At 64.9% G+C, this 20,459-nt stretch carries 23 protein-coding genes; 9 read left to right on the top strand and 14 right to left on the bottom strand.

Annotated features, from left to right (window positions below; translation table 11 throughout):
- Positions 1-114 precede the first annotated feature (114 nt).
- The gene (gene clpA, locus QA645_RS18740; RefSeq protein ID WP_254132045.1) at positions 115-2,523 is read left to right on the top strand and encodes an ATP-dependent Clp protease ATP-binding subunit ClpA; all 2,409 of its coding nucleotides are present in this window, start codon (positions 115-117) and stop codon (positions 2,521-2,523) included.
- Between the two features lie 69 nt (positions 2,524-2,592).
- Here clpA and QA645_RS18745 read toward each other — a convergent pair whose 3' ends face one another.
- From QA645_RS18745 to QA645_RS18765, 5 genes are all read right to left on the bottom strand, one after another.
- Positions 2,593-3,051: a PEGA domain-containing protein gene (locus QA645_RS18745; RefSeq protein ID WP_283052102.1), complete on the bottom strand. Its 459-nt coding sequence runs from the start codon at positions 3,049-3,051 to the stop codon at positions 2,593-2,595.
- Between the two features lie 127 nt (positions 3,052-3,178).
- Entirely contained in the window at positions 3,179-4,600 is a 1,422-nt protein-coding gene (locus QA645_RS18750; RefSeq protein WP_254132043.1) for an MFS transporter, read from the bottom strand.
- Between the two features lie 148 nt (positions 4,601-4,748).
- Complete coding sequence (locus QA645_RS18755) at positions 4,749-4,910, bottom strand: hypothetical protein (protein WP_283052105.1); 162 nt, start codon at positions 4,908-4,910, stop codon at positions 4,749-4,751.
- A 67-nt stretch (positions 4,911-4,977) separates the two neighbouring features.
- Positions 4,978-5,382, bottom strand: coding sequence for a hypothetical protein (locus QA645_RS18760; RefSeq protein WP_283052107.1), 405 nt, complete (start codon positions 5,380-5,382; stop codon positions 4,978-4,980).
- Positions 5,383-5,573: 191 nt separating this feature from the next.
- Positions 5,574-5,867 carry a hypothetical protein gene (locus QA645_RS18765; RefSeq protein ID WP_283052109.1) on the bottom strand — a complete coding sequence of 98 codons (294 nt, stop codon included), beginning with the start codon at positions 5,865-5,867 and terminating at the stop codon, positions 5,574-5,576.
- A gap of 272 nt (positions 5,868-6,139) precedes the next feature.
- On the opposite strand from QA645_RS18765, the gene QA645_RS18770 reads away from it, so the two are divergent.
- A complete protein-coding gene (locus QA645_RS18770) occupies positions 6,140-7,093 on the top strand; it encodes a helix-turn-helix domain-containing protein (protein WP_283052111.1) in 954 nt (317 codons plus the stop codon).
- A gap of 11 nt (positions 7,094-7,104) precedes the next feature.
- Here QA645_RS18770 and QA645_RS18775 read toward each other — a convergent pair whose 3' ends face one another.
- The 3 genes from QA645_RS18775 to QA645_RS18785 form a co-directional block, all read right to left on the bottom strand.
- Positions 7,105-8,130 (bottom strand): aldo/keto reductase, encoded by a 1,026-nt coding sequence (locus QA645_RS18775; protein WP_283052113.1) that lies wholly within the window; start codon positions 8,128-8,130, stop codon positions 7,105-7,107.
- 115 nt (positions 8,131-8,245) lie between these two features.
- Positions 8,246-8,473 carry a hypothetical protein gene (locus tag QA645_RS18780; RefSeq protein ID WP_254132037.1) on the bottom strand — a complete coding sequence of 76 codons (228 nt, stop codon included), beginning with the start codon at positions 8,471-8,473 and terminating at the stop codon, positions 8,246-8,248.
- A 104-nt stretch (positions 8,474-8,577) separates the two neighbouring features.
- Positions 8,578-9,534 carry a helix-turn-helix domain-containing protein gene (locus QA645_RS18785; protein WP_283052116.1) on the bottom strand — a complete coding sequence of 319 codons (957 nt, stop codon included), beginning with the start codon at positions 9,532-9,534 and terminating at the stop codon, positions 8,578-8,580.
- A gap of 196 nt (positions 9,535-9,730) precedes the next feature.
- On the opposite strand from QA645_RS18785, the gene QA645_RS18790 reads away from it, so the two are divergent.
- A complete protein-coding gene (locus tag QA645_RS18790) occupies positions 9,731-10,747 on the top strand; it encodes a carbon-nitrogen hydrolase family protein (RefSeq protein WP_283052118.1) in 1,017 nt (338 codons plus the stop codon).
- 27 nt (positions 10,748-10,774) lie between these two features.
- On the top strand, positions 10,775-11,815 hold the full coding sequence (locus QA645_RS18795) for a phenylacetaldoxime dehydratase family protein (protein ID WP_283052120.1): 1,041 nt from the start codon (positions 10,775-10,777) through the stop codon (positions 11,813-11,815).
- Here the strand turns inward: QA645_RS18795 and QA645_RS18800 are convergent.
- Positions 11,812-12,450 (bottom strand): HAD family hydrolase, encoded by a 639-nt coding sequence (locus QA645_RS18800; RefSeq protein WP_283052122.1) that lies wholly within the window; start codon positions 12,448-12,450, stop codon positions 11,812-11,814. The two genes, QA645_RS18795 and QA645_RS18800, sit on opposite strands and share 4 nt — an antisense overlap.
- Positions 12,451-12,522: 72 nt before the next feature.
- Positions 12,523-13,539: a TRAP transporter substrate-binding protein gene (locus QA645_RS18805; RefSeq protein WP_283052124.1), complete on the bottom strand. Its 1,017-nt coding sequence runs from the start codon at positions 13,537-13,539 to the stop codon at positions 12,523-12,525.
- A 102-nt stretch (positions 13,540-13,641) separates the two neighbouring features.
- Between QA645_RS18805 and QA645_RS18810 the strand changes: the two genes are divergently transcribed.
- The 4 genes from QA645_RS18810 (at position 13,642) to tsaA (ending at position 16,310) form a co-directional block, all read left to right on the top strand.
- Positions 13,642-14,598 carry a lytic transglycosylase domain-containing protein gene (locus QA645_RS18810; protein ID WP_283053253.1) on the top strand — a complete coding sequence of 319 codons (957 nt, stop codon included), beginning with the start codon at positions 13,642-13,644 and terminating at the stop codon, positions 14,596-14,598.
- Positions 14,599-14,698: 100 nt separating this feature from the next.
- Positions 14,699-15,439 carry an AzlC family ABC transporter permease gene (locus tag QA645_RS18815; protein ID WP_283052126.1) on the top strand — a complete coding sequence of 247 codons (741 nt, stop codon included), beginning with the start codon at positions 14,699-14,701 and terminating at the stop codon, positions 15,437-15,439.
- Complete coding sequence (locus tag QA645_RS18820) at positions 15,436-15,786, top strand: AzlD domain-containing protein (protein WP_283052128.1); 351 nt, start codon at positions 15,436-15,438, stop codon at positions 15,784-15,786. The genes QA645_RS18815 and QA645_RS18820 overlap by 4 nt, the downstream gene beginning before the upstream one ends.
- A gap of 32 nt (positions 15,787-15,818) precedes the next feature.
- Entirely contained in the window at positions 15,819-16,310 is a 492-nt protein-coding gene (gene tsaA / locus QA645_RS18825; RefSeq protein WP_254132028.1) for a tRNA (N6-threonylcarbamoyladenosine(37)-N6)-methyltransferase TrmO, read from the top strand.
- Positions 16,311-16,313: 3 nt separating this feature from the next.
- Here tsaA and QA645_RS18830 read toward each other — a convergent pair whose 3' ends face one another.
- The 4 genes from QA645_RS18830 to QA645_RS18845 all read right to left on the bottom strand — a co-directional run bounded on the left by QA645_RS18830 (position 16,314) and on the right by QA645_RS18845 (position 19,325).
- The gene (locus QA645_RS18830) at positions 16,314-16,739 is read right to left on the bottom strand and encodes an HIT family protein (protein WP_283052131.1); all 426 of its coding nucleotides are present in this window, start codon (positions 16,737-16,739) and stop codon (positions 16,314-16,316) included.
- A 65-nt stretch (positions 16,740-16,804) separates the two neighbouring features.
- A complete protein-coding gene (locus QA645_RS18835) occupies positions 16,805-18,046 on the bottom strand; it encodes a GNAT family N-acetyltransferase (protein WP_283052133.1) in 1,242 nt (413 codons plus the stop codon).
- Positions 18,047-18,094: 48 nt separating this feature from the next.
- Complete coding sequence (locus QA645_RS18840) at positions 18,095-18,847, bottom strand: glycerophosphodiester phosphodiesterase (RefSeq protein WP_283052135.1); 753 nt, start codon at positions 18,845-18,847, stop codon at positions 18,095-18,097.
- Positions 18,848-18,857: 10 nt separating this feature from the next.
- Entirely contained in the window at positions 18,858-19,325 is a 468-nt protein-coding gene (locus tag QA645_RS18845; protein ID WP_008130072.1) for a RidA family protein, read from the bottom strand.
- A gap of 255 nt (positions 19,326-19,580) precedes the next feature.
- Here QA645_RS18845 and QA645_RS18850 point away from each other — a divergent pair, with 255 nt between their 5' ends.
- Entirely contained in the window at positions 19,581-20,423 is an 843-nt protein-coding gene (locus tag QA645_RS18850) for a cell envelope integrity EipB family protein (protein ID WP_283052137.1), read from the top strand.
- The last annotated feature ends 36 nt before the right edge of the window (positions 20,424-20,459 follow it).

Consider the following 20,459-nt stretch of genomic DNA (forward strand, 5'->3'; position numbering starts at 1 on the left):
TCGAGTCGCGGAACCGGTCTTTTGCCGCGGTCTTGTATAACTATATGTGACAAAGGTTGTTGTTGCCTGACCGGGCGATGGCGATCATGATGGTGGGGGCCATAGAGGACGCGAATGCCGACTTTTTCCCAAAGCCTTGAACAATCCCTGCATCGTGCACTGGCGATCGCCAACGAGCGTCATCACCAGTATGCGACGCTCGAGCATCTCCTGCTCTCCTTGATCGATGACTCCGATGCAGCCGCCGTCATGCGTGCCTGTAGCGTCGATCTCGACAAGCTCCGCACGAGCCTCGTCAATTATCTTGAGACCGAATTCGAAAATCTGGTGACGGACGGCGCCGACGACGCCAAGCCGACTGCCGGTTTCCAGCGCGTGATCCAGCGCGCGGTGATCCACGTGCAATCTTCCGGTCGCGAAGAGGTGACCGGTGCGAACGTGTTGATCGCGATCTTCGCCGAGCGCGAGAGTCATGCCGCGTACTTCCTGCAGGAGCAGGACATGACGCGCTACGACGCCGTCAACTATATCAGCCACGGTATTGCCAAGCGGCCGGGCGTCTCCGAGGCGCGGCCGGTGCGCGGCGTCGACGAGGAGACCGAGACCAAGGGTGCCGAGGACGCCAAGAAGAAGGGCGAGGCGCTCGAGACCTATTGCGTCAACCTCAACAAGAAGGCGCGTGACGGCAAGATCGATCCGGTGATCGGACGCAATTCCGAGATCAACCGCGCGATCCAGGTGCTATGCCGCAGGCAGAAGAACAATCCGCTGTTCGTGGGCGAGGCCGGTGTCGGCAAGACCGCGATCGCGGAGGGCCTGGCCAAGCGCATCGTCGACAGCGAGGTGCCGGAGGTTCTGGCGGCTGCGACCGTGTTCTCGCTCGACATGGGCACGCTGCTCGCCGGCACGCGCTATCGCGGCGACTTCGAGGAGCGCCTGAAGCAGGTGCTCAAGGAGCTCGAAGCCCATCCAAACGCCATCCTGTTCATCGACGAAATCCACACCGTGATCGGTGCGGGTGCGACGTCGGGCGGGGCGATGGATGCCTCGAACCTGCTCAAGCCGGCGCTTGCCTCGGGCACGATCCGCTGCATGGGCTCGACCACCTACAAGGAATACCGCCAGCACTTCGAGAAGGACCGCGCGCTGGTGCGGCGCTTCCAGAAGATCGACATCAACGAGCCGACCGTCGAGGACGCGATCGCGATCCTCAAGGGCCTCAAGCCGTACTTCGAAGACTACCACCGGCTGAAGTACACCAATGAGGCGATCGAGGCCGCGGTGCAGCTCTCGTCGCGCTACATCCACGACCGCAAGCTGCCCGACAAGGCGATCGACGTGATCGACGAGTCCGGCGCGGCGCAGATGCTGGTCGCCGAGAACAAGCGCAAGAAGACCATCGGTATCAAGGAGATCGAGACCACGATCGCCTCGATGGCGCGGATTCCGCCGAAGAGCGTGTCGAAGGACGACGCCGAGGTGCTCAAGCATCTCGAGCAGACCCTGAAGCGCACCGTGTTCGGCCAGGACAAGGCGATCGAGTCGCTTGCCGCTTCGATCAAGCTCGCACGCGCGGGCCTGCGCGAGCCGGAGAAGCCGATCGGCTGCTACCTGTTCTCGGGCCCGACCGGCGTCGGCAAGACGGAGGTTGCCAAGCAGCTCGCGGCGACGCTCGGCGTCGAGCTGCTGCGCTTCGACATGTCGGAGTACATGGAGCGTCACACCGTGTCGCGCCTGATCGGCGCGCCTCCCGGCTATGTCGGCTTCGACCAGGGCGGTCTCCTGACCGACGGCGTCGACCAGCATCCGCACTGCGTGGTGCTGCTCGACGAAATCGAGAAGGCGCATCCCGACCTCTATAACGTGCTGCTCCAGATCATGGACCACGGCCGGCTCACCGACCACAACGGCAAGCAGGTCAACTTCCGCAACGTGATCCTGATCATGACCACGAATGCGGGTGCTTCGGATCTCGCCAAGCAGGCGTTCGGCTTCACCCGCTCGAAGCGGGAGGGCGACGACCACGAGGCGATCAACCGGCAGTTCGCGCCGGAATTCCGCAACCGTCTCGATGCCATCGTCTCGTTCGGCCATCTCAGCGTCGAGGTGATCGGCACCGTGGTCGAGAAGTTCGTGCTTCAGCTCGAAGCGCAGCTTGGCGACCGCGACGTCACCATCGAGCTGTCGGAGCCCGCCAAGACCTGGCTGGTCCAGCACGGCTATGACGAGCAGATGGGTGCGCGGCCGATGGCCCGCGTCATCCAGGAGCACATCAAGAAGCCGCTGGCTGACGAGGTGCTGTTCGGCAAGCTCAAGGGCGGCGGTCATGTCCGCGTCGTCCTGGTCAAGGACGAGGCTGACGAGACCAAGGAGAAGATCGGTTTCGAGTTCGTCGAGGGCCCGGTCACGCCGAAGCAGGAAAAGCTGCCAGCGCGCAAGCGCCCGCCAGGCAAGCCCAACAAGCCGGGCGGCCCCGGCGGCTCCAAGGGGCCGACCTCGAAGGGCCCGCTGGTCAAGGCTTGATCGGCGCATCATGAATCGAAAAGGCCGGCTGAAAAGCCGGCCTTTTTGTTTGCGTCGCGGTGCCGACTTCTAGGTGCCGGCTTCGGGAGCCGCCGCAGCCGGCGGTCGCGGCTTCCTTGGGGTGGGCGGTCGTGCGCGGGGAGGGGCCGACGGCTGCATCGTGACGATGACCGGATTTGGTTTGTGGTCGGTTGCCGCGCCCGTCGCTGCATCGACGCCCATGCCGACGACACCGCCAAGCAGAAGATTGCCGGCGAAGCCCGCGGCCCCTCCGGTCTGGATGTCCCGGCTGAGCGGCACGATCTGTGGTTCATAGCCTTCCTTCTGGAAGGTGATGGAGAGGTCGGCGTTGCGCTTGACGACCACCGAGCAAGGCGTCGTGCAGGTGGTTGGCACCTCCATCCCGCTGACGACAGCCTCAACGCCTGAAGGTGTCGACGAGATGCTGATATTCTCGGTTGTCCCGCGCGTGACAGACGCGCAGCCGCCCAGCATGACGCTGAGCGCCGCTATTCCAAATAAACGCATGAAATGCCCCTGGTTCCCCGCCGCCAATCAAGCGCAACCGGAGCGGGAGGGCAATACGTCATTCGTACAGATAGTTAAGCCACGCACAGGTTGCGCGTTGGGGGCGTGGTAACCAGGGTCGGTGCCGCTATTCGCCCCGCAGGCGCTGGTCGTCCTGCACGCGGACGTGCTCGGCACCGCGTGCACCCGCCGGCGACAGCCGCAGCATGCTCAGCATGGCGCCGCAGAGAGCAAATCCAACGCCGGTGAGGAGCGCGATCCGGGTTCCCTCGACCGGATAGCGGCCGAGGAACAGTGCCACCAGCGCAGCACCGGTGGTCTGGCCCAGCAGGCGCGCGGTGCCCAGCATGCCGCTGGCGCCGCCGGAGCGCTCGCGCGGGGCGGCTGCGATCATGGTTCGGTTGTTGGGCGTCTGGAACAGGCCGAAGCCAAAGCCCGCCAGCGCCATCCGCCAGACCACGTCGAGCGGTGTCGGGCTTGCGGGCAGGAAGGCGAGACCGGCGAGGCCGCCGGCGAACAGCGTCAGCCCGATGCCGCCGAGCAGGCCGGCGGGATAGTGCTCGACCAGGCGGCCGGCGAGGGGCGCCGCGAACGCCACCGCAATCGGCCACGGTGTGATCAAGAGGCCCATATGCACGGCCGAATAGCCGAAGCGGCTCTGGAGGTAGAAGGGGATCGCGACGAACGCCAGCATCTGCCCGCAGAACGAGGCGATCGAGGTCGCAATCGAGAGCCCGAACACCGGGATGCGCAACAGGTCGACCGGCAGCAGCGGCGACTTCATGTGCGTTTCGCGATAAATGAGCAGCGCGCCGGCGGCGATCGCGATCGCGAACTGCACGAGGCAGGTGATCGGCGCCTCGCCGTGGCCGACGCTGTCGATCGCGGCAATGCCGACGCCGAAGGTGATCGCCGACAGCCCCGCGCTCTGCCAGTCGAAGGAATGGCTCGCGGGCGTCGTGTGCGGCAGGCTGCGCAGGCCGAGTACGAGCGTGACCACGCCGAGCGGAACGTTGATGGCAAACAGCCAGGGCCAGCTGCCGACTGCGAGGATGCCGGCGGCGAGCGTCGGCCCGACCGCGGCGGAGAAGGCGACGACGAGCGCATTGAGCCCGATGCCACGGCCGAGCAGGTTGCGCGGATAGGTGAAGCGCACCAGGGCCGAGTTGACGCTCATGATGCCGGCCGCGCCGAACCCCTGGATGATGCGCGCGATCGTCAGCAACGGCAGCGTATGCGCCAGCGCGCAGAAGGCGGATGCGAGCGTGAACAGTGCCAACCCGACCAGGTAGACGCGGCGATAGCCGACGATCTCGCCGAGTGACGCCAGCGGCAACAGCGAGATCGTGATCGCGAGCTGATAGCCGTTGACGATCCAGATCGAGAAGGCCGGGCTCGCGTTCAGGTCGGTTGCGATCGTCGGCAGCGCGACATTGGCGATGGCGCTGTCGACGACGGCCATGAGGATGCCGAGCGCAATGGTGAGGATCGCCTGATTGCGCTGGGGCTGTGGCAAGCCGTCGGCATGCTCGATCGGGACAGACGACATAATGAAAGCGTGCTTGATTCGAGCCGTGAATGCTCTCCGGATTAGGAAATTGCGCTATCCATCGCAACCCGGCAGGACACGGGCGGTTCCTGTGCCGGAAGCAGGCCTCCCGGCGCCACAGGCATGGATCGGCGGGCCGTTCGCACGCTCACCAGCGTGAGGTCGCCTTGCCGACGACGTAGAGCGCGACAAGCCCGAGCGTCACCGCCGTGGAGACGACGATGGCGGTGCGATCCCAATCGATCCGCGTCCACTCGGCGCGATCGAGATTGAGGACGGCGAACAGGGCCTTCATGGCAAATCGGCGCATCGGGCTGCCTCGCAAGGCCGCACGATGCCACGATCCATCGAGGCCGGCTTGATGCAGCTCAAGCCGCCTACGGCGAGCCCGGCGCCATGCCTTGCAACTGCCGCAGCGGATTGAGCGGGCCGAGCGGGATAAGCTCGAAGCTCATGAGATGGGCCTGACCCAGCGGTAGCTTCTCCAACATCTCGTGTGCCGCCACGGGGTCCGTGACGTTCAGGATGAAGGCGACGCCGGGACGTCCCTGCAGCGAATACCACTGCTCGATCTTGCCATCGAGATAGAGCTTCACGGTTTCCTTGACTTCCGTCGGCAGGATCGCGCGCGCGGCCGTGGGATCGGCGCCGGGGTTCAGCGTTCCGATCGCGAGGATATGCGTTGTCGGTGTCGGTGGATTGGCGGATTGGGCATGTCCGGCAATTGGACTTGCCAAGCTCAGGACCAAGGCGATGAAGGCGAAAGTGATAGACTTTTGCATGTGTCCTCCCGATGGGACGTGCATTCAGAGTCATTGATGTGCTTTTCAAGAGACGTCTGGACCAGAGCCGTGCCACGCGCGAACCTGTCAAGTCTACGTGTCCATCCTGTCCTCGGACCGTCGTCGTCGCGTCGCCGCCGAACAAGAGCGGCGACGCGTGTTGTGCCTGAGACGTGACGCCGAGGCGCCGGTCACTTGGCCTGAATGAGCAGACCGAGCGGGGCGAGGGGGCCGACCTGCATGAATTCATATTTCGCGAATCCGTTGGTCACCAGCGGCAGCGCTTCGATCGTTGCCTTGGCTTGCTCGACGGATTCGACGTTCATGAGGAAGATCACGCCCGGAGCATCCTGGCGATACCAGAACTGCTCGATCTTGCCGTCGAGATAGAGCTTGAGGGTCGCGGGGACTTCGCTCGGCATGATCTGCTGCCGCTGCTCCGGCGAGAGCGGCTTGGTGATCGATGCGACAGCCATGACTTTCATCGGTGATCTCCTTCTGTGACCAGGTGCGGGTGAGGATCGGGTGGGCCGATCCATCGACTCGTTGATGGAGGCGGAAACGACAATTTTGGCGTCATTTACGCCGCGAGAGGTTGGACGGCTGGACGGGCGGAAAAGCAGGCATTATCCACGCGATAGTGCCGCGGTTTCGGCCATGTCGAGCTGCGCCGTTTCAACCTTGCGCAGGATTGGTGTAGGCGCGATGCGCTGATTTCGGTATCGTCGTAATTGCCAACTTTAAGGTCATTCACGCCATGCGTCTTGCGATCCTCGCGCTTGATGATCTGTTCGACACCGGGCTCACCGTGTTGCTCGATGCGTTCACGCTCGCCAACAATTTCGCGAACGGCACACCGCGTTTCGACGTGTCGATCGTGGGGATGCGGCGGCGGGTTCGGTCCGGCCAGGGTCTCTCGATCCCCACACTGCCAGTATCGCCGGACCTGAAGCCGGACTGGGTTGTCGTGCCGGCGTTGAACACGGGCAGGCCCGAGCCGCTGATTGCGGCGCTCCAGCGCCGAGACGTCGTTCGGGCGCAGGCGCAATTGCGCAAATGGCACGCCGAAGGTGCGCAGATCGCGGCATCCTGCATCGGCACGTTTCTTCTGGCCGAGGCCGGACTGCTCGATCATCGCGAGGCAACGACGACATGGTGGCTCGCGCCACTGTTTCGGCAGCGTTATCCGAACGTCAGGCTCGATGAATCCCGAATGCTGGTGCCGACGGACGTGGGCGTCACGGCAGGCGCAGCGCTGGGGCATCTCGATCTGGCGCTTTGGCTGATCCGCAAGGCGAGCCCGGAACTGTCGACGCTGGTCTCGCGCTATCTGCTTGCCGACATCCGCTCTTCGCAGGCGCCCTACATCATCCCCAATCATCTGGCGCAGGCCGATCCGCTCATCCTTCGCTTCGAGCGATGGGCGCGCGATCACCTCAAGGAGGGGTTTTCGCTGCAAAAGGCCGCGAACGCATTGGCGACGAGCGCACGCACCTTGCAGCGGCGCTGCGAGGCCGTACTCGGCAAATCACCGCTATCCTATTTCCAGGATCTCCGGGTCGAGCGCGCCCAGTCCCTGCTTCACGGCAGCGGGCTCGACCTCGACGCCATCGCCGCCGAGGTCGGTTACGTCGACGGCGCGACGTTACGCACGCTGCTGCGCGAGCGGCTCGGGCGAGGCGTGCGCGAGCTTCGTGCCAATCTGCGCTAGGTGCGGCGCACTTACACCGGCGGTGGATTGCGGTCGGAGAAGGTCCCCCGCTGGTGCCAGTACGGATAGGGCAACGTCACCTTGCTCGCGGCATCGAGTTTCGCGATCTGGTCCTTGGTCAAGGACCATCCGACCGCGCCGAGGTTTTCGCGCAACTGTGTCTCGTTCCGGGCGCCGATGATCAGCGTCGAAACGGTCGGACGTTGCAGCAGCCAGTTCAGCGCAATCTGGGAGACGCTCTTGCCCGTCTCCTTGGCGACCTCGTCGATGGCGTCGACGACGCGGTAGACGTGTTCGTCCGGCACGGGCGGCCCGAAATCGGCGGTCTGGGGCAGGCGGCTGACTTCGGGCTTCGGCTGGCCGCGGCGGATCTTTCCGGTGAGACGGCCCCATCCGAGCGGCGACCAGACGACGGCGCCGAGCCCCTGGTCGAGACCGAGCGGCATCAGCTCCCACTCATAGTCGCGCCCGACCAGCGAATAGTAGGTCTGGTTGGCGACGTAGCGCGGAAAACCGTGCTTGTCGGCGACGCCGAGCGACTTCATCAGGTGCCAGCCCGAGAAATTCGAGACGCCGACATAGCGGATCTTGCCGGCGCGCACGAGCACATCGAGGGTGCTCAGCACCTCCTCGGGCGGTGTCATGGCATCGAAGCCATGGAGCTGGAACAGGTCGATATAGTCGGTGCCGAGCCGACCCAGCGAAGCGTCGATGGCGGCGAGCAGATGCTGCCGCGACGAGCCGATGTCGTTGGGGCCGTCCCCGAAGCGGAAGGTGGCTTTGGTCGAGACCAGCACCTTGTCGCGGCGGCCCTTGATGGCTTCGCCGAGAACCCGTTCGGATTCACCGAGCGAATAGACGTCGGCGGTGTCGAACATCGACACGCCGGCCTCGAGACAAATGTCCAGCAGGCGCCGCGCTTCGGTGGCGTCGGTCGTTCCCCAAGCCGCGAGACGGCCGACGCCGCCGAACGTGCCCGTGCCAAGGCTCAAAGCGGGCACCATGAGGCCGGACCGGCCCAAGCGTCGGTATTCCATCGAACTGCTCCTCACGGCCGCTGATTGATTGGCGCGGCCTTGGAGGCAGATCGTAATGCAAGCAGCCGCGTTGTCCTACCGCGCGCTGACATACCCGCCTTGCTTGGAAAATGGCCTAGTCGTGCAGACGCATGTCATCGAATGCTGCATCTGCGACGCGCGCACCGATCGTCGTCGCAGGAGCGGGCGTTTCGATCCTCGTGGCGGACGAAACGCAGACTGGCTCACGGGCCTGCCGCGGCAGGAACGTCAGGCCCCAGCCCACCAGGACCAGCACCGCGAGGCGAATTGCGATCACGCCCAGCAGCAGTTCCGACCCGCTTATCGTCGCGTGAGTCCTCATACATGCTAGCCTGATGCAGACTGCACGACCTGACAATCTGGAATTGCCGAGCAATGCCTTCGCCTGGGACGAAGGCTTGCAATGATGGCTGACTGGAATGGCCCTCAGTGCCGCAGCTGACTCTGCCGGAAATCGCGCGGCGACATTCCGAAATGCTCGCGGAAAACGCGGCCGAAATGCGAGAGGTCGTTGAAGCCCCAGGCGAACGCAATCTCGCTGATGTGGCGCTGGGCGAGCACCGGCGAGGCAAGGTCGCGCTTGCACTGGGCGAGACGCTCCGCAAGCACATGGCGCTGGAACGAGGTGTCCTCGTCGGCGAGGAGATCGTTGACGTAGCGCGAGGAGATGCCGAGCGCGGCGGCGGTCTCGGCCAGCGAGAGGTCGGGGTCGGCGAGGCGTGTGCGGATATGCGCCTTGAGCCGGTAGAGCAGGGCGGAACGATGGGTCGACGACGGCAGCGACGTTCCGCCAAGCCGTTCGCTCAGCGCCATCGCGAGCAGGTCGACGGCTTGCTCGGACAGGGCAGCGGCGCTGTTGGGCGCGAGCCGGTCCGCGCTCTGGCAGAGGCGGAAGATGAAGTCATAGGCGAGCCGCTCGAGTGGGACATCAGCTCCGAACGTGATCGCGGTGAGTGTCTCGGTGCCGCCGAGCCGGCGCTGCAACATCTCGCGCGGCACCTTGAAGATGGTCTGGGAGAACGCGTCCTTGAACTTCAGCTCATAGGGACGCGTGGTGTCGTAGAGCGCGAACTCGCCGGGATGGATCACGGTCTCCCGGCCATCCTGCACCACACCGCCATCGCCGCGATGGCCGAGCGCAACGAGAACATAGTCCTGATCCGAGCGCGCGATGCGCGAGGGCGTGCGGAAAACGTGCTGACGGTCGGAGCAGACCTCGGAGCAGACGGCCTTGCCCAGCGAAGCCTGCGTCACCGAGCCGTGAAAGGCGCTGCCGAGGTCCGACTTGCAGTCGAGCCCGACGAAGACGTCGCAGACGATGTCCTGCCAGAGGGCGAGCCGGCGGTAGCCGGGGCTGCCGTCTGTCGTGAACTGGATTGTCATCGGCAGGCCTCCCTTTCACATCCAGCAAAACCGCATGGTGGTGCAGATCCGGCCTGACCGCAGGCAAGTTCCGTACCGGGGCGCGATCCCTTCCAGTCGAGTTTTTGTTCCGCCGTGGTCGAGCGCGCGGCCGCCCGGCTTGGCCCAATAGACTGCATCGGACGTGGTCCTGGATCAACCGGCAATGGAGGCGGCAATGGGCATTGAACATCCGAAATACAAGGTCGCAGTGGTGCAGGCGGCGCCCGCCTGGCTCGACCTCGACGCGTCCATCGACAAGTCGATCGCGCTGATCAAGGAAGCGGCCGAGAAAGGCGCCAAGCTGATCGCTTTTCCGGAAGCCTTCATCCCCGGTTACCCCTGGCACATCTGGATGGACTCGCCTGCCTGGGCGATCGGCCGCGGCTTTGTGCAACGCTATTTCGATAATTCGCTGTCCTATGACAGCTCGCAGGCCGAGAAGCTGCGCGATGCGGTGCGGAAAGCCAAGCTTACGGCCGTGATCGGCCTGTCCGAGCGCGACGGCGGCAGTCTTTATCTGGCGCAATGGCTGATCGGGCCGGATGGCGAGACGATCGCAAAACGCCGCAAGCTGCGGCCGACCCATGCCGAGCGCACCGTCTATGGCGAGGGCGACGGCAGCGATCTTGCGGTCCATGCGCGCCCCGACATCGGCCGTATCGGTGCGTTGTGCTGCTGGGAGCATCTCCAGCCGCTGTCGAAATACGCCATGTACGCCCAGAACGAGCAGGTGCATGTCGCGGCGTGGCCGAGTTTCTCGCTTTACGATCCCTTCGCGCCGGCGCTCGGCGCCGAGGTCAACAACGCCGCTTCGCGCGTCTATGCGGTGGAGGGCTCCTGCTTCGTGCTCGCACCTTGCGCGACGGTCTCTCAGGCGATGATCGACGAGCTCTGCGACCGGCCTGACAAGAACGCGCTGCTGCATGTGGGCGGCGGTTTTGCGGCGATCTACGGGCCCGATGGCAGTCAGATCGGCGACAAGCTGGCGCCAGACCAGGAGGGGCTGCTGATCGCCGAGATCGACCTCGGCGCCATCGGCGTCGCCAAGAATGCTGCCGATCCCGCCGGGCACTATTCGCGGCCCGACGTCACGCGGTTGCTGCTCAACAAGAAGCCGTACAAGCGCGTCGAGCAGTTTGCGCTGCCGGTGGACGCCATTGAGCCCACAGACATCAACGCTGCAGCGAGCTGATCGCCGGGATCAAGAGGAGGCACGATCATGGAGTCCGCAATTCCTCTGCATCTCGAAACCCAGCGCACGCGCCACAAGCGCGTGCCGGACGATTACCAGCCGCCGTATCCGTCGTTCGTGGCCCGCTACAAGCCCGCGGTCGGCCGTGTCGTGATGGCCTATTTCGGCGTGCAGTATCGTGGGGCGACGCCGGCGGCTGCGACGGAAGCGCTCGCTGAAATCGCCGGACTGTTCGCCGGCGAGGGTGGTCCCTCGCATTGGGACCGTGCGCACTATGTCGATCAAGCCGGCCACGCGAACATTGTCTCGGTCGCGTATTGGGATGACATCGCGCGTTTCGACGCCTGGTTTGTGCGGGCACGCGAGGCGTGGACTGGAAAGCACCGCGACGGGATCGGCACCTTCATCGAGGCGCTGCGTCCCACGGTGGCGCGGCACGAGACGCTGTTCTCTTCGCTCGGCAGGCCCGAAGGTGTCGCCGTGATCGCCGACGGGATGAGCGGCGAAGTGCAGGAGCACGCCTATTGGGGCGGCATGCGCGATCGCATTCCGCTGTCGCAGACCGATCCAATGTCGCCGGGCGGCCATCCGGAATTGATCCGCGATGGTGCAAGGCTGCGTGTGCAGGCAAACGACAATCTCTGCCTGATCCGCTCCGGGCAGGACTGGAGCGATACCGAGGCGTCGGAGCGCAAGCTCTATCTCGACGATGTCGAGCCGGTACTCCGCGAGGGCATGGATTTCCTGCGCGACGACGGGCTCGCGATCGGCTGCTATGCCAACCGCTACATGCAGGTGCTCTCGGCTGACGGCAAGGCGAGTGAAAAATCCTACGGCCAGAGCTGGTGGAAAAGTCTCGCCGCACTGGAGCGCTGGGCGGAATCGCATCCGACCCACGTGAAGATCTTCGGTGCGGCGATGAAATATCTCTCGACGCTGGGGCCGTCAGCGAAGCTGCGGCTGTATCACGAGGTTACGGTGGCGGCCGCGGATGAGCAGTTCTTCGAATATCTGAACTGCCATCCGAAGACGGGAATGCTTGCGGCGGTCGAGACGGTCACCGCCTAGGCCACGCAATGGCCGAGCAGCTCCGGATGTGCGGCGCAGATGTGATGGGCGCCGGCGTCCCTGAGCTCGGCCTCGCTGCCATAGCCGTAGAGCACGCCGATCGCGGTCATGCCGTTGGTGCGGGCGCCGACGACGTCATGGCTGCGGTCGCCGATCATGATGGACGTGCTCGCATCGACACCCGTCTCATCGAGCGCGTAGCGCAGCAGGTCGCGCTTGTCGACGCGGGTGCCGTCGAGCTCGGAGCCGAACACGCGCTCGAAATACGGCTTCAGGCCAAAGTGCTCGACGATGCGACTGGCGTAGACAGCGGGCTTGCTGGTCGCGACGAACATGCGCTGGTCGGTCGCGGCAATCGTCGTCAGCGTGTCGATGATGCCGGCATAAGCCTCGTTCTCGAACAGGCCAATGTCGCTGAAGCGCTCACGGTAGAGCAGCAGCGCCTGGTCGGCCAGCGCGTCGGTTCCGGTGAGCTTCTTCAGGCTGGCATGCAGCGGCGGTCCGATGCACCAGGTCAATTCGTCCTCGCTCGGCACTGCGAGGCTCAGCCGCTCCAGGGCGTACTGGATGGAGCGGGTGATTCCCGGTTTGGGGTTGGTCAGCGTGCCGTCGAGATCGAAGAAGATTGTCGCCATCAGGAGCCGGCCCACGTTGAAATTGACGGCCCGTTGCTAGTCGGATCGGGTCTCAAGTCAAGACCCATCGCCTCATTGCTGTTTGGCCCATTCGACGATCGCGGTGGCCTCCGCGCCCGCCTGCGCCTCCCAGGCGGCAATTGTGGGCGTTGCTACCGTTCGCAGCGCCGCGATGAGAGATTGCGGCGCTGGCTCGGCGATCTTGACGCCGTTGTCGCGCATCCGCGCATAATTCTCGGTCGTGCGGTGGGCCAGCAGCGCGAACTGGCTCTGCTCGGTCTCGGCTGCAGCCGCCAGCACCTCGCGCTGCATCGGCTCTGGCAGCGCGGCAAATGCGTCGGTGCGGACGAAGGCGATCGACACCGGCATCGCGTAATTGATGGCCGTGAAATAGGGCAGGAAGTCCCAGAGCTTACGCCCCGCGCCGCCGTCGCCGGAGGTGAGGAATGCGTTCAGTTGGTGCTCCTTCAGGCCCACAAGCGCCTTGTCCATCGGCAGGAACTGCGCGTTGGCACCGGCCGCCGTCATCACCTCGCTGGAATTGGTATCGTAAGCGCGCAGATTGAGTTTCGGCAGGTCGTCGGCGCCTGCAAGCGACCGGTCCGACCATAGGCCGGTGGCCGGCCATATCGTCAGATAGAGCAGCTTGAGGCCGCGCGCGGCGAGGGCTTTTTCGTAAAGCGGTCGTGCGCGCGCATTGGCGGCGTGAGCGATGTCGACCGATTGTACCAGGAAGGGCAGCGTCGAGAGGCCGAGCACGGGGTCGAGGCCCGAAAGCGCGCCCGCAAAGGCGTCGCCGCCGGCGATCCGGCCGTCCAGCGCCGAGCGCGGCATTTCGCCCGAGCTGATCTTCAGCTGATTGTCGAAGGCGTTGGTCACGCTCACGAAACCGTTTGTGCGCGCGGCCACGCGATCGGCGAAACTGCTGAGCCCGATCCCGGATATGTTGTTCTCGGGATATTCGGTGGTCATCCGCCAGTTCACTTGCGCCGCAGCTGGCGCGGCGGACAGGATGAGTGCGGCGAGGGCAAGGAGGGCGCGGATCCGTTTGGCGGGGAAGCGCATTGGGAGAAGCAGGTCAGGCAGCATTTATTGGCAACTCGTCGAACCATGGCACGATGCCACGACATGGCAGATCATCTTGTCGCATGCCGCGCCCGCATGTGCCACGGCGATACTTGGGCACGGCTGATGCGAATTGCATCACGCATCATCCCCGCACTGCTTGTGTCCGCGACGCAGGCGATCGCATGGGACAGCTCACCGGCTAAAACCAATGTCGCCGTCCCCAGCGTGGAGGAGCTCGCACATCCTCCGGAGAGGCCCGATGCGCGCGAGAGCGACACCCGAGAATCGATCTGCCTGATCGTTGAGGCGGCCGCGCGCGATGCCAATCTGCCGCTGGAATTCTTCGCCCGCGTGATCTGGCAGGAGAGCCGCTTCCAGGCCGATGCGGTGGGTCCGATGACGCGCAGCGGCGAGCACGCGCAGGGGATCGCGCAGTTCATGCCGGGCACCGCGAGCGAGCGCGGGCTTCTCAACCCCTTCAATCCTGTGCAGGCCCTTCCGAAATCGGCCGAGTTCTTGAACGAGCTGCGCAACCAGTTCGGCAATCTCGGCCTCGCCGCTGCCGCCTACAATGCCGGCCCGCGGCGGGTGCAGGAATGGCTCGCCGGCACCGGCGGCATGCCGGAGCAGACCCGCAACTACGTCTACGCCATCACGGGTGCTACGGTTGACGCATGGGCCAAGGCCGGCAGCACCGGCAAGGGGCCGCCGAGCTCACCGCCGACAAGCTGCCGCGACCTGATGGCGCTGTTGAAGCGTGCGCCGAATCCGTTCGTTGCCGAGCTGGAGCAGCATGTGGAGCTTGCCGCCGCCAAGATCTGGGGCGTTCAGCTCGCCGCCGGATTCGATCGCAACAAGGCGCTGGCGATGTACTCCCGCGCCGTCACGCGGCTGAGCGCGGTGATCGGTGAGCGCGATCCCAGCCTGTTGAGTTCGGTGATGCGCAGCCGCGGTTCGCACGCCTTCTATCAGGTACGCATCGGCACCGACACACGCCCCGAAGCTGACGATCTCTGCAATCGCATCCGGAAGGCGGGTGGGGCGTGCTTCGTGCTGAAGAACCGGGGCGTGAGCGGGTAGGGAGCGCGCGCATGCCAGCCCCGCCGCGCGCTTCCTTGACGCGGCCGCCCGCATTGCCCGTTATGCAGGCACGATTCCGCAAACCTCAGCCGGCCGTCACGTGGCGCTTCCTCCGCTCGATTCCCCTCAATGGCAAAGTCCGTGGCGTGCCTTTACCTGGGGGCTGCGCTCGATCACGCAGACGATCCTCACGCTCGTCCTGTTCGCGACCTATCTCGGCATCGGCGCGCTTGCCCATGACAGCCATTTCAGCCTGGTCTGGGCGCTTTGCTCGACGCTGTTCGTCTGGGCCGGGCCGGCCCAGATCATCTTGATCACCACGCTGGGTTCGGGCGCGACGGTCATCCAGTCGGCGATCGCGGTCACCGTCAGCGCGATCCGGCTATTTCCGATGGTGGTCTCCGTGCTGCCGCTGATGCGCACGCCGACGACCAAGCGACGCGAGCTGTTCTTCGCGGCGCATCTGACGGCCGTGACGCTGTGGGTCGAATGTCATCGCTTCCTGCCGCAGGTGCCGCGCGAGCGGCGCATCGCCTTCGTCAATGGACTTGGCTTCGGTCTGGTCTCGGTGTGCCTGACCGCCAACACGATCGGCTATTTCCTCGCCGCCAACCTGACTCAGACATTGGGTGCGGCGATCCTGCTGCTGACGCCGCTGTCCTTCCTGTTCTCGACCGCGCGCAACAGCCGCGAGGTCGCCGATGTCGTCGCGCTCGCGCTTGGGGTCCTGCTCTATCCGCTGGCTGCGAAGATGAACTCCGGCCTCGACATCCTCGTCAGCGGCCTCGCGGCGGGCACAATCGCTTATGGCGTGCACTGGTGGCGCGAGGTGCGCGCATGAGTGCCGCGCAACTCATCGGCGACTGGCAGGCGTTGGTCGTGCTGTTCGTCGCCGGCGTCATTCCCAACCAGATATGGCGCATGCTCGGCCTCTGGTTTGGCGGCGGCATCGACGAGGGCTCAGAACTGCTGGTCTGGGTGAGGGCGGTCGCGACCGCGATCCTGGCCGGCGTCATCGCCCAGATCGTGGTCGAGCCGCCAGGCGCGCTCGCCAGCGTGCCGGACGGCTTGCGCTACGGCGCGGTCGCTGCCGGCCTCGTCGTGTTCCTGCTGACCCGCCGCTCGATCTTTGCGGGCGTTGTCGCCGGCGAAGTCTTCCTGCTGGCCGGCAGGTGGTGGTTGGGCTAAAACCGCCGCCGAACAGCCAAGGAACAGGACACATGGTTCGCGAAAACGAACTCCGCGAGGGCGAGGTCGCCATCGAGCTGCCGTCGACGGAGGATGCCGGCCTCGTCTTCATCGGCCGCATCCGCACGCCCTGGACCTCGCGGCTCGAAACGCCGCGCCAGGGTCGCGCGGACGGTCCGGTGTGTCGCCTCGAGATTTTCGAGCCCTTCCTGCCTGCGATCAAGGGCGTCGATTTCTACAGCAATCTCGAAGTGCTCTACTGGCTCGACAAGTCGCGCCGCGACATCGTGCTGCAAAGCCCGAAGAACAACGAGAAGACCCGCGGCACGTTTTCGCTGCGCTCGCCGGTCCGGCCCAATCCGATCGGCACCTCGATCGTGAAGCTCGTCGGTATCGAGGGCGGCACGATCCTGGTGCGCGGCCTCGATTGCCTCGACAACACGCCGCTGATCGATATCAAGCCCGATCGCTGCGAATTCACGCCACTGGCTGCGCCGCAGCCGGGGGATTTTCAGACGGAGTGACGATCAGGCCTTCAGCGCTGCGATCAGCTTGGTCGCATTCTCTTCCAGCACCTTGACGTCTTCCTTGCGGCTCGCGGGCGGCAGCATCGCCACGCCGTCATGGCGCGGCATCACATGCATGTGGAGATGAAACACCACCTGTCCGCCGGCGGCCTCGTTGAACTGCTGCACGGTGATGCCATCGGCCTTGAACGCCTTCATCGCGGCGGCCGCGATTCTGTGCGCGCCGCGGGCGACGTGGGCATAGTCGTCGGCCTTGATGTCGAGGATGTTGCGGGCAGGCGCCTTCGGGATCACCAGCGTGTGGCCGGGCACGCGCGGCATGATGTCGAGGAAAGCGAAGACATGCTCGTCCTCGTAGACCTTGTGGCAGGGAAACTCGCCGCGCAGGATCTTTGCGAAGATGTTGTTCGGGTCGTAGGCGGTCATGGCGGCGGCTCCCAGGAATTTTCGAGCTTAGTTTTGCGCTTACTGTCACCAGCGAAGGCAAACCGTCAAGGCGCCTCGTCGATGCCTTTCCGGAACGGGCCGAGCTCGGCGAGTTCGCGTCCGGCCTCGGCGACATAGGCGCGCTCGCGCTTGAGGTAATCGTCGATGGCGCGACGCAGGCCGGGATCGGCGATGAAATGGGCGGAGTGCGTGGTCCGCGGCAGGTAGCCGCGCGCGATCTTGTGCTCGCCCTGAGCGCCGGCCTCGACATGTGTGAGGCCGCGCTTGATGGCGAAATCTATCGCCTGATAGTAGCAGACCTCGAAATGCAGGAATGGGTGATGCTCGACAGCACCCCAGTTGCGACCGAACAGCGTGTCCGAACCGATGAAGTTGATCGCGCCCGCGATCCAGCGGTCATTGCGGCGGGCCATCACCAGCAGCACGTCATCGCTCATGGTCTCGCCGATCAGCGAGAAGAATTCGCGCGTCAGGTAAGGTCGGCCCCATTTGCGCGAGCCGGTCTCCATGTAGAACATGAAGAACGCGTCCCAGGCATCCTCGGTGATGTCCTTGCCGGTGAGCCAGTGGATCGTGATGCCCGCGGCAAGCGCGTCACGTCGCTCGCGCTTGATCGATTTGCGGTGGCGCGAGTTCAGCGTCGCCAGGAAATCGTCGAAGGTGGCAAAGCCTTCGTTGCGCCAGTGGAACTGCTGGTCGGTGCGCTGGAGGAAGCCGTGCTGGGCAAGCAGCTTCCACTCTGCCTCGCGGGCGAAGGTGACGTGGACAGAGGAGGCCTTGCTGACGCCGCACAGTGCCACCAGCCCGCTTGCCAGGGCCTCCGTGATGCGCTCACGGTCGACGCCGTCGCGGACCAGGAGCCGCGGCCCCGTTGCCGGCGTGAAGGGAACAGAGACCTGCAGCTTCGGGTAATAGCGTCCACCGGCACGCTCATAGGCGTCGGCCCAGCCGCGGTCGAAGACATATTCGCCCTGGCTGTGCGATTTCAGATAGCAGGGCACGACGCCGGCGACCCGACCGTCGATCTTGGCCACCAGATGCCGCGGTCCCCAGCCAGTGCGGATCGTGGCCGAACCCGATTTCTCGACGGCGGAAAGAAACGCGTGGGATACGAATGGGTTATAGGCGGGCCTTAAAAGGCCGAGCGAATCGCCTGGGAGCCCGGATGAGGTTCCCATACCATGCCCGTTGCAGGCTCTGCCAGGATTGGCGCAGGCGTCCCAATCCTCCGGCGATACTTCGCCAATGGACGGTACGGCCTCCAGCGTGATGTCGGATGATGCCATTGCGCCCAAGATCGTGCATTGCAGCAGCGACTTCAAGGGTTGGGAACATCAAGCCTGCGGCACGAACCCCTCAAAAATCATCTGGTCGGCATACTGCCCGACCCGCGTCCGCTGCTCCGGGGTACGTACGGTCCAGCCGAGCAGAGCGCAGCCGAAGACGTTGCGCGCAATCCAGGGGGCGGGCGCCGGCAGGTGGTCGACCTTGAAGGCGACGAAATGCGGCTGGGTCTGGAAGCCGTGGCGCAGGTACAGCATGCTGTCGCGCTGCGCTTGCGTCAGGTAGGCCCAGTATTCGTCCTCATAACTCCGCTGCGCGACGATGCCGCGCGGGCGGTTGGGCAGCAGCTCGCGCAGCGCCAGCACCTGGTCGGGGTCGAAGGACATCCCGACCGCTTGACCCTGATACGACGCCAGCACCTCGGCCATCCGCTTCACCAGCTTGCGGTCGCCGTCAAAATGGCTCTTCACCTCGATCACCAGCGGCACCCGGCCGGCGACCATGGCGCAGAGGTCGCCGAGCGACATCATCCGCTCGGCCGTATCCCTGAAGGTGATGGCCTTCAGCTCGGCCGCGGTCTTTGCGACCACCGGGCCGCTGGCCTCGGTGAGGCGGCCGAGCGCATGGTCGTGGTGCACCATGGCCTCGCCATCGGCGGAGAGCTGGATGTCGACCTCGATCGAGAAGTTGCCGGCGATCGCCGCCTGCACCGCGCCCGGCATGTTTTCCACGATGCCACGCGAAATGTCATGCAGGCCGCGATGGGCGACCGGCCGCGCTGTCAGCCAATCCGGAGCACGCACGATGCTGACCTCAGGCGACCTCGAACACGCCTTCGACCTCGACCGCCGCATCAGCGGGCAGCGAAGCGACGCCGACGGTGGTGCGGGCGTGGCGGCCCTTGTCACCGAAGGCCGCGACCATCAGGTCGGAGGCACCGTTGAGAACCTTCGGCCCGTCCAGGAAGTCCGGTGCCGAGTTGATGAAGCCGCCGAGGCGCACCACACGCACAACCTTGTCGAGATCGCCAAGCGCCGCCTTGACCTGTGCGAGCAGGTTGACGGCGCAGCCGCGCGCGGCCGCAGCACCTTCCTCGATCGAGACGCCCGCGCCCAGCTTGCCCTTGGCGATCAGCTTGCCGGCGGGATCGAAGCAGACCTGGCCGGAGACGAACAGCAGATTGCCGGTGCGCACGAACGGCACGTAGTTGGCGACGGGGGTGGGGGCCTCGTGCAGCTTGATGCCCTGTTCCGCCAGTTTCTGCTCGACCGTGCCCGCCATGTCTCGACCTCGATGTCTGAAAAATCATCCGCACCGGCACGTCTGGTGACGGCCGGGCGCGCCCTGTTTCGCCCATCATGCCGCCACATGCAAGCAAGCCGATGGGGCGGTCGGACGCCGGGGTGGATTGCATTTTCTTGTGGCAGGTCAGGAGGTTCAACGGAGAGGCGCAACTTTACGTGAAACCGCCGCAGTTGCGACGCAATGGAACGGTCATTAAAGTGTCGAATCTGCGCGTCCTCCCAAGGAACAGACATGGTGCACCTTTTCCGGACTTCACTCGGTGTGATGGCGCTCGCGGCGGCCGCGCTCAGCGCCAGCGGCGTCCATGCCGCGAACGGTCCGTTCCTCGCGCATCAGGCGCTCTACGATCTGAGCCTGGTCAAATCGCGCTCCAATTCCATCAACAGCGCGCGCGGCCGCATCCTCTACAATTTCGCCGGCAGCAGCTGCGAAGGCTACACCTCCGAATTCCGCCAGGTCTCCGAGCTCGACAGCGGCGAGGGCAAGATCACGCTCAGCGATCTTCGCTCGAATTCCTGGGAGGACGCCACAGGGAAAAGCTACCGCTTCAAGATCGAGACGCGGATGAACGAGACCGAGGCCGGCCTGGTCGACGGTTCGGCCGAGCGCGACGGCGACCACATCAACGTCAAGCTGAAGTTGCCGGCGCCGAAGAATTTCACCCTCGACGGCAAGATCGTGTTTCCGACCGAGCAGATCCAGCACATCATTGCAGCCGCCAAGGAGGGCAAATCGCTCCTCGAGCTCTCCGTCTATGACGGCTCCGACGATGGCCAGAAGGTCTACAACACGCTGACCGTGATCGGTCAGGCGATCCCCGCCGACCGCGCCGCGTCGCCCGATCCGTCGACGTCGGACGAGCACATGAAATCGCTGAAGCGCTGGCCGGTCACCGTCAGCTATTTCGACCGCGAGGTTCAGCAGAAGGAAGGCGAGCAGACGCCGGTCTATGCGATGTCGTTCGAGCTCTACGAAAACGGCGTCTCCCGCCAGCTCGTGCTCGACTACAACGACTTCGTCATTTCCGGTGCGATGGGCAAGTTCGACGTCAAGGACAGCAAGCCCTGCAATTGAGCGCCGAGGCTAGCCCTCGACAGCGTCTCCAGCTAC

Source organism: Bradyrhizobium sp. CIAT3101 (genome assembly GCF_029714945.1).
GTDB lineage: Bacteria > Pseudomonadota > Alphaproteobacteria > Rhizobiales > Xanthobacteraceae > Bradyrhizobium.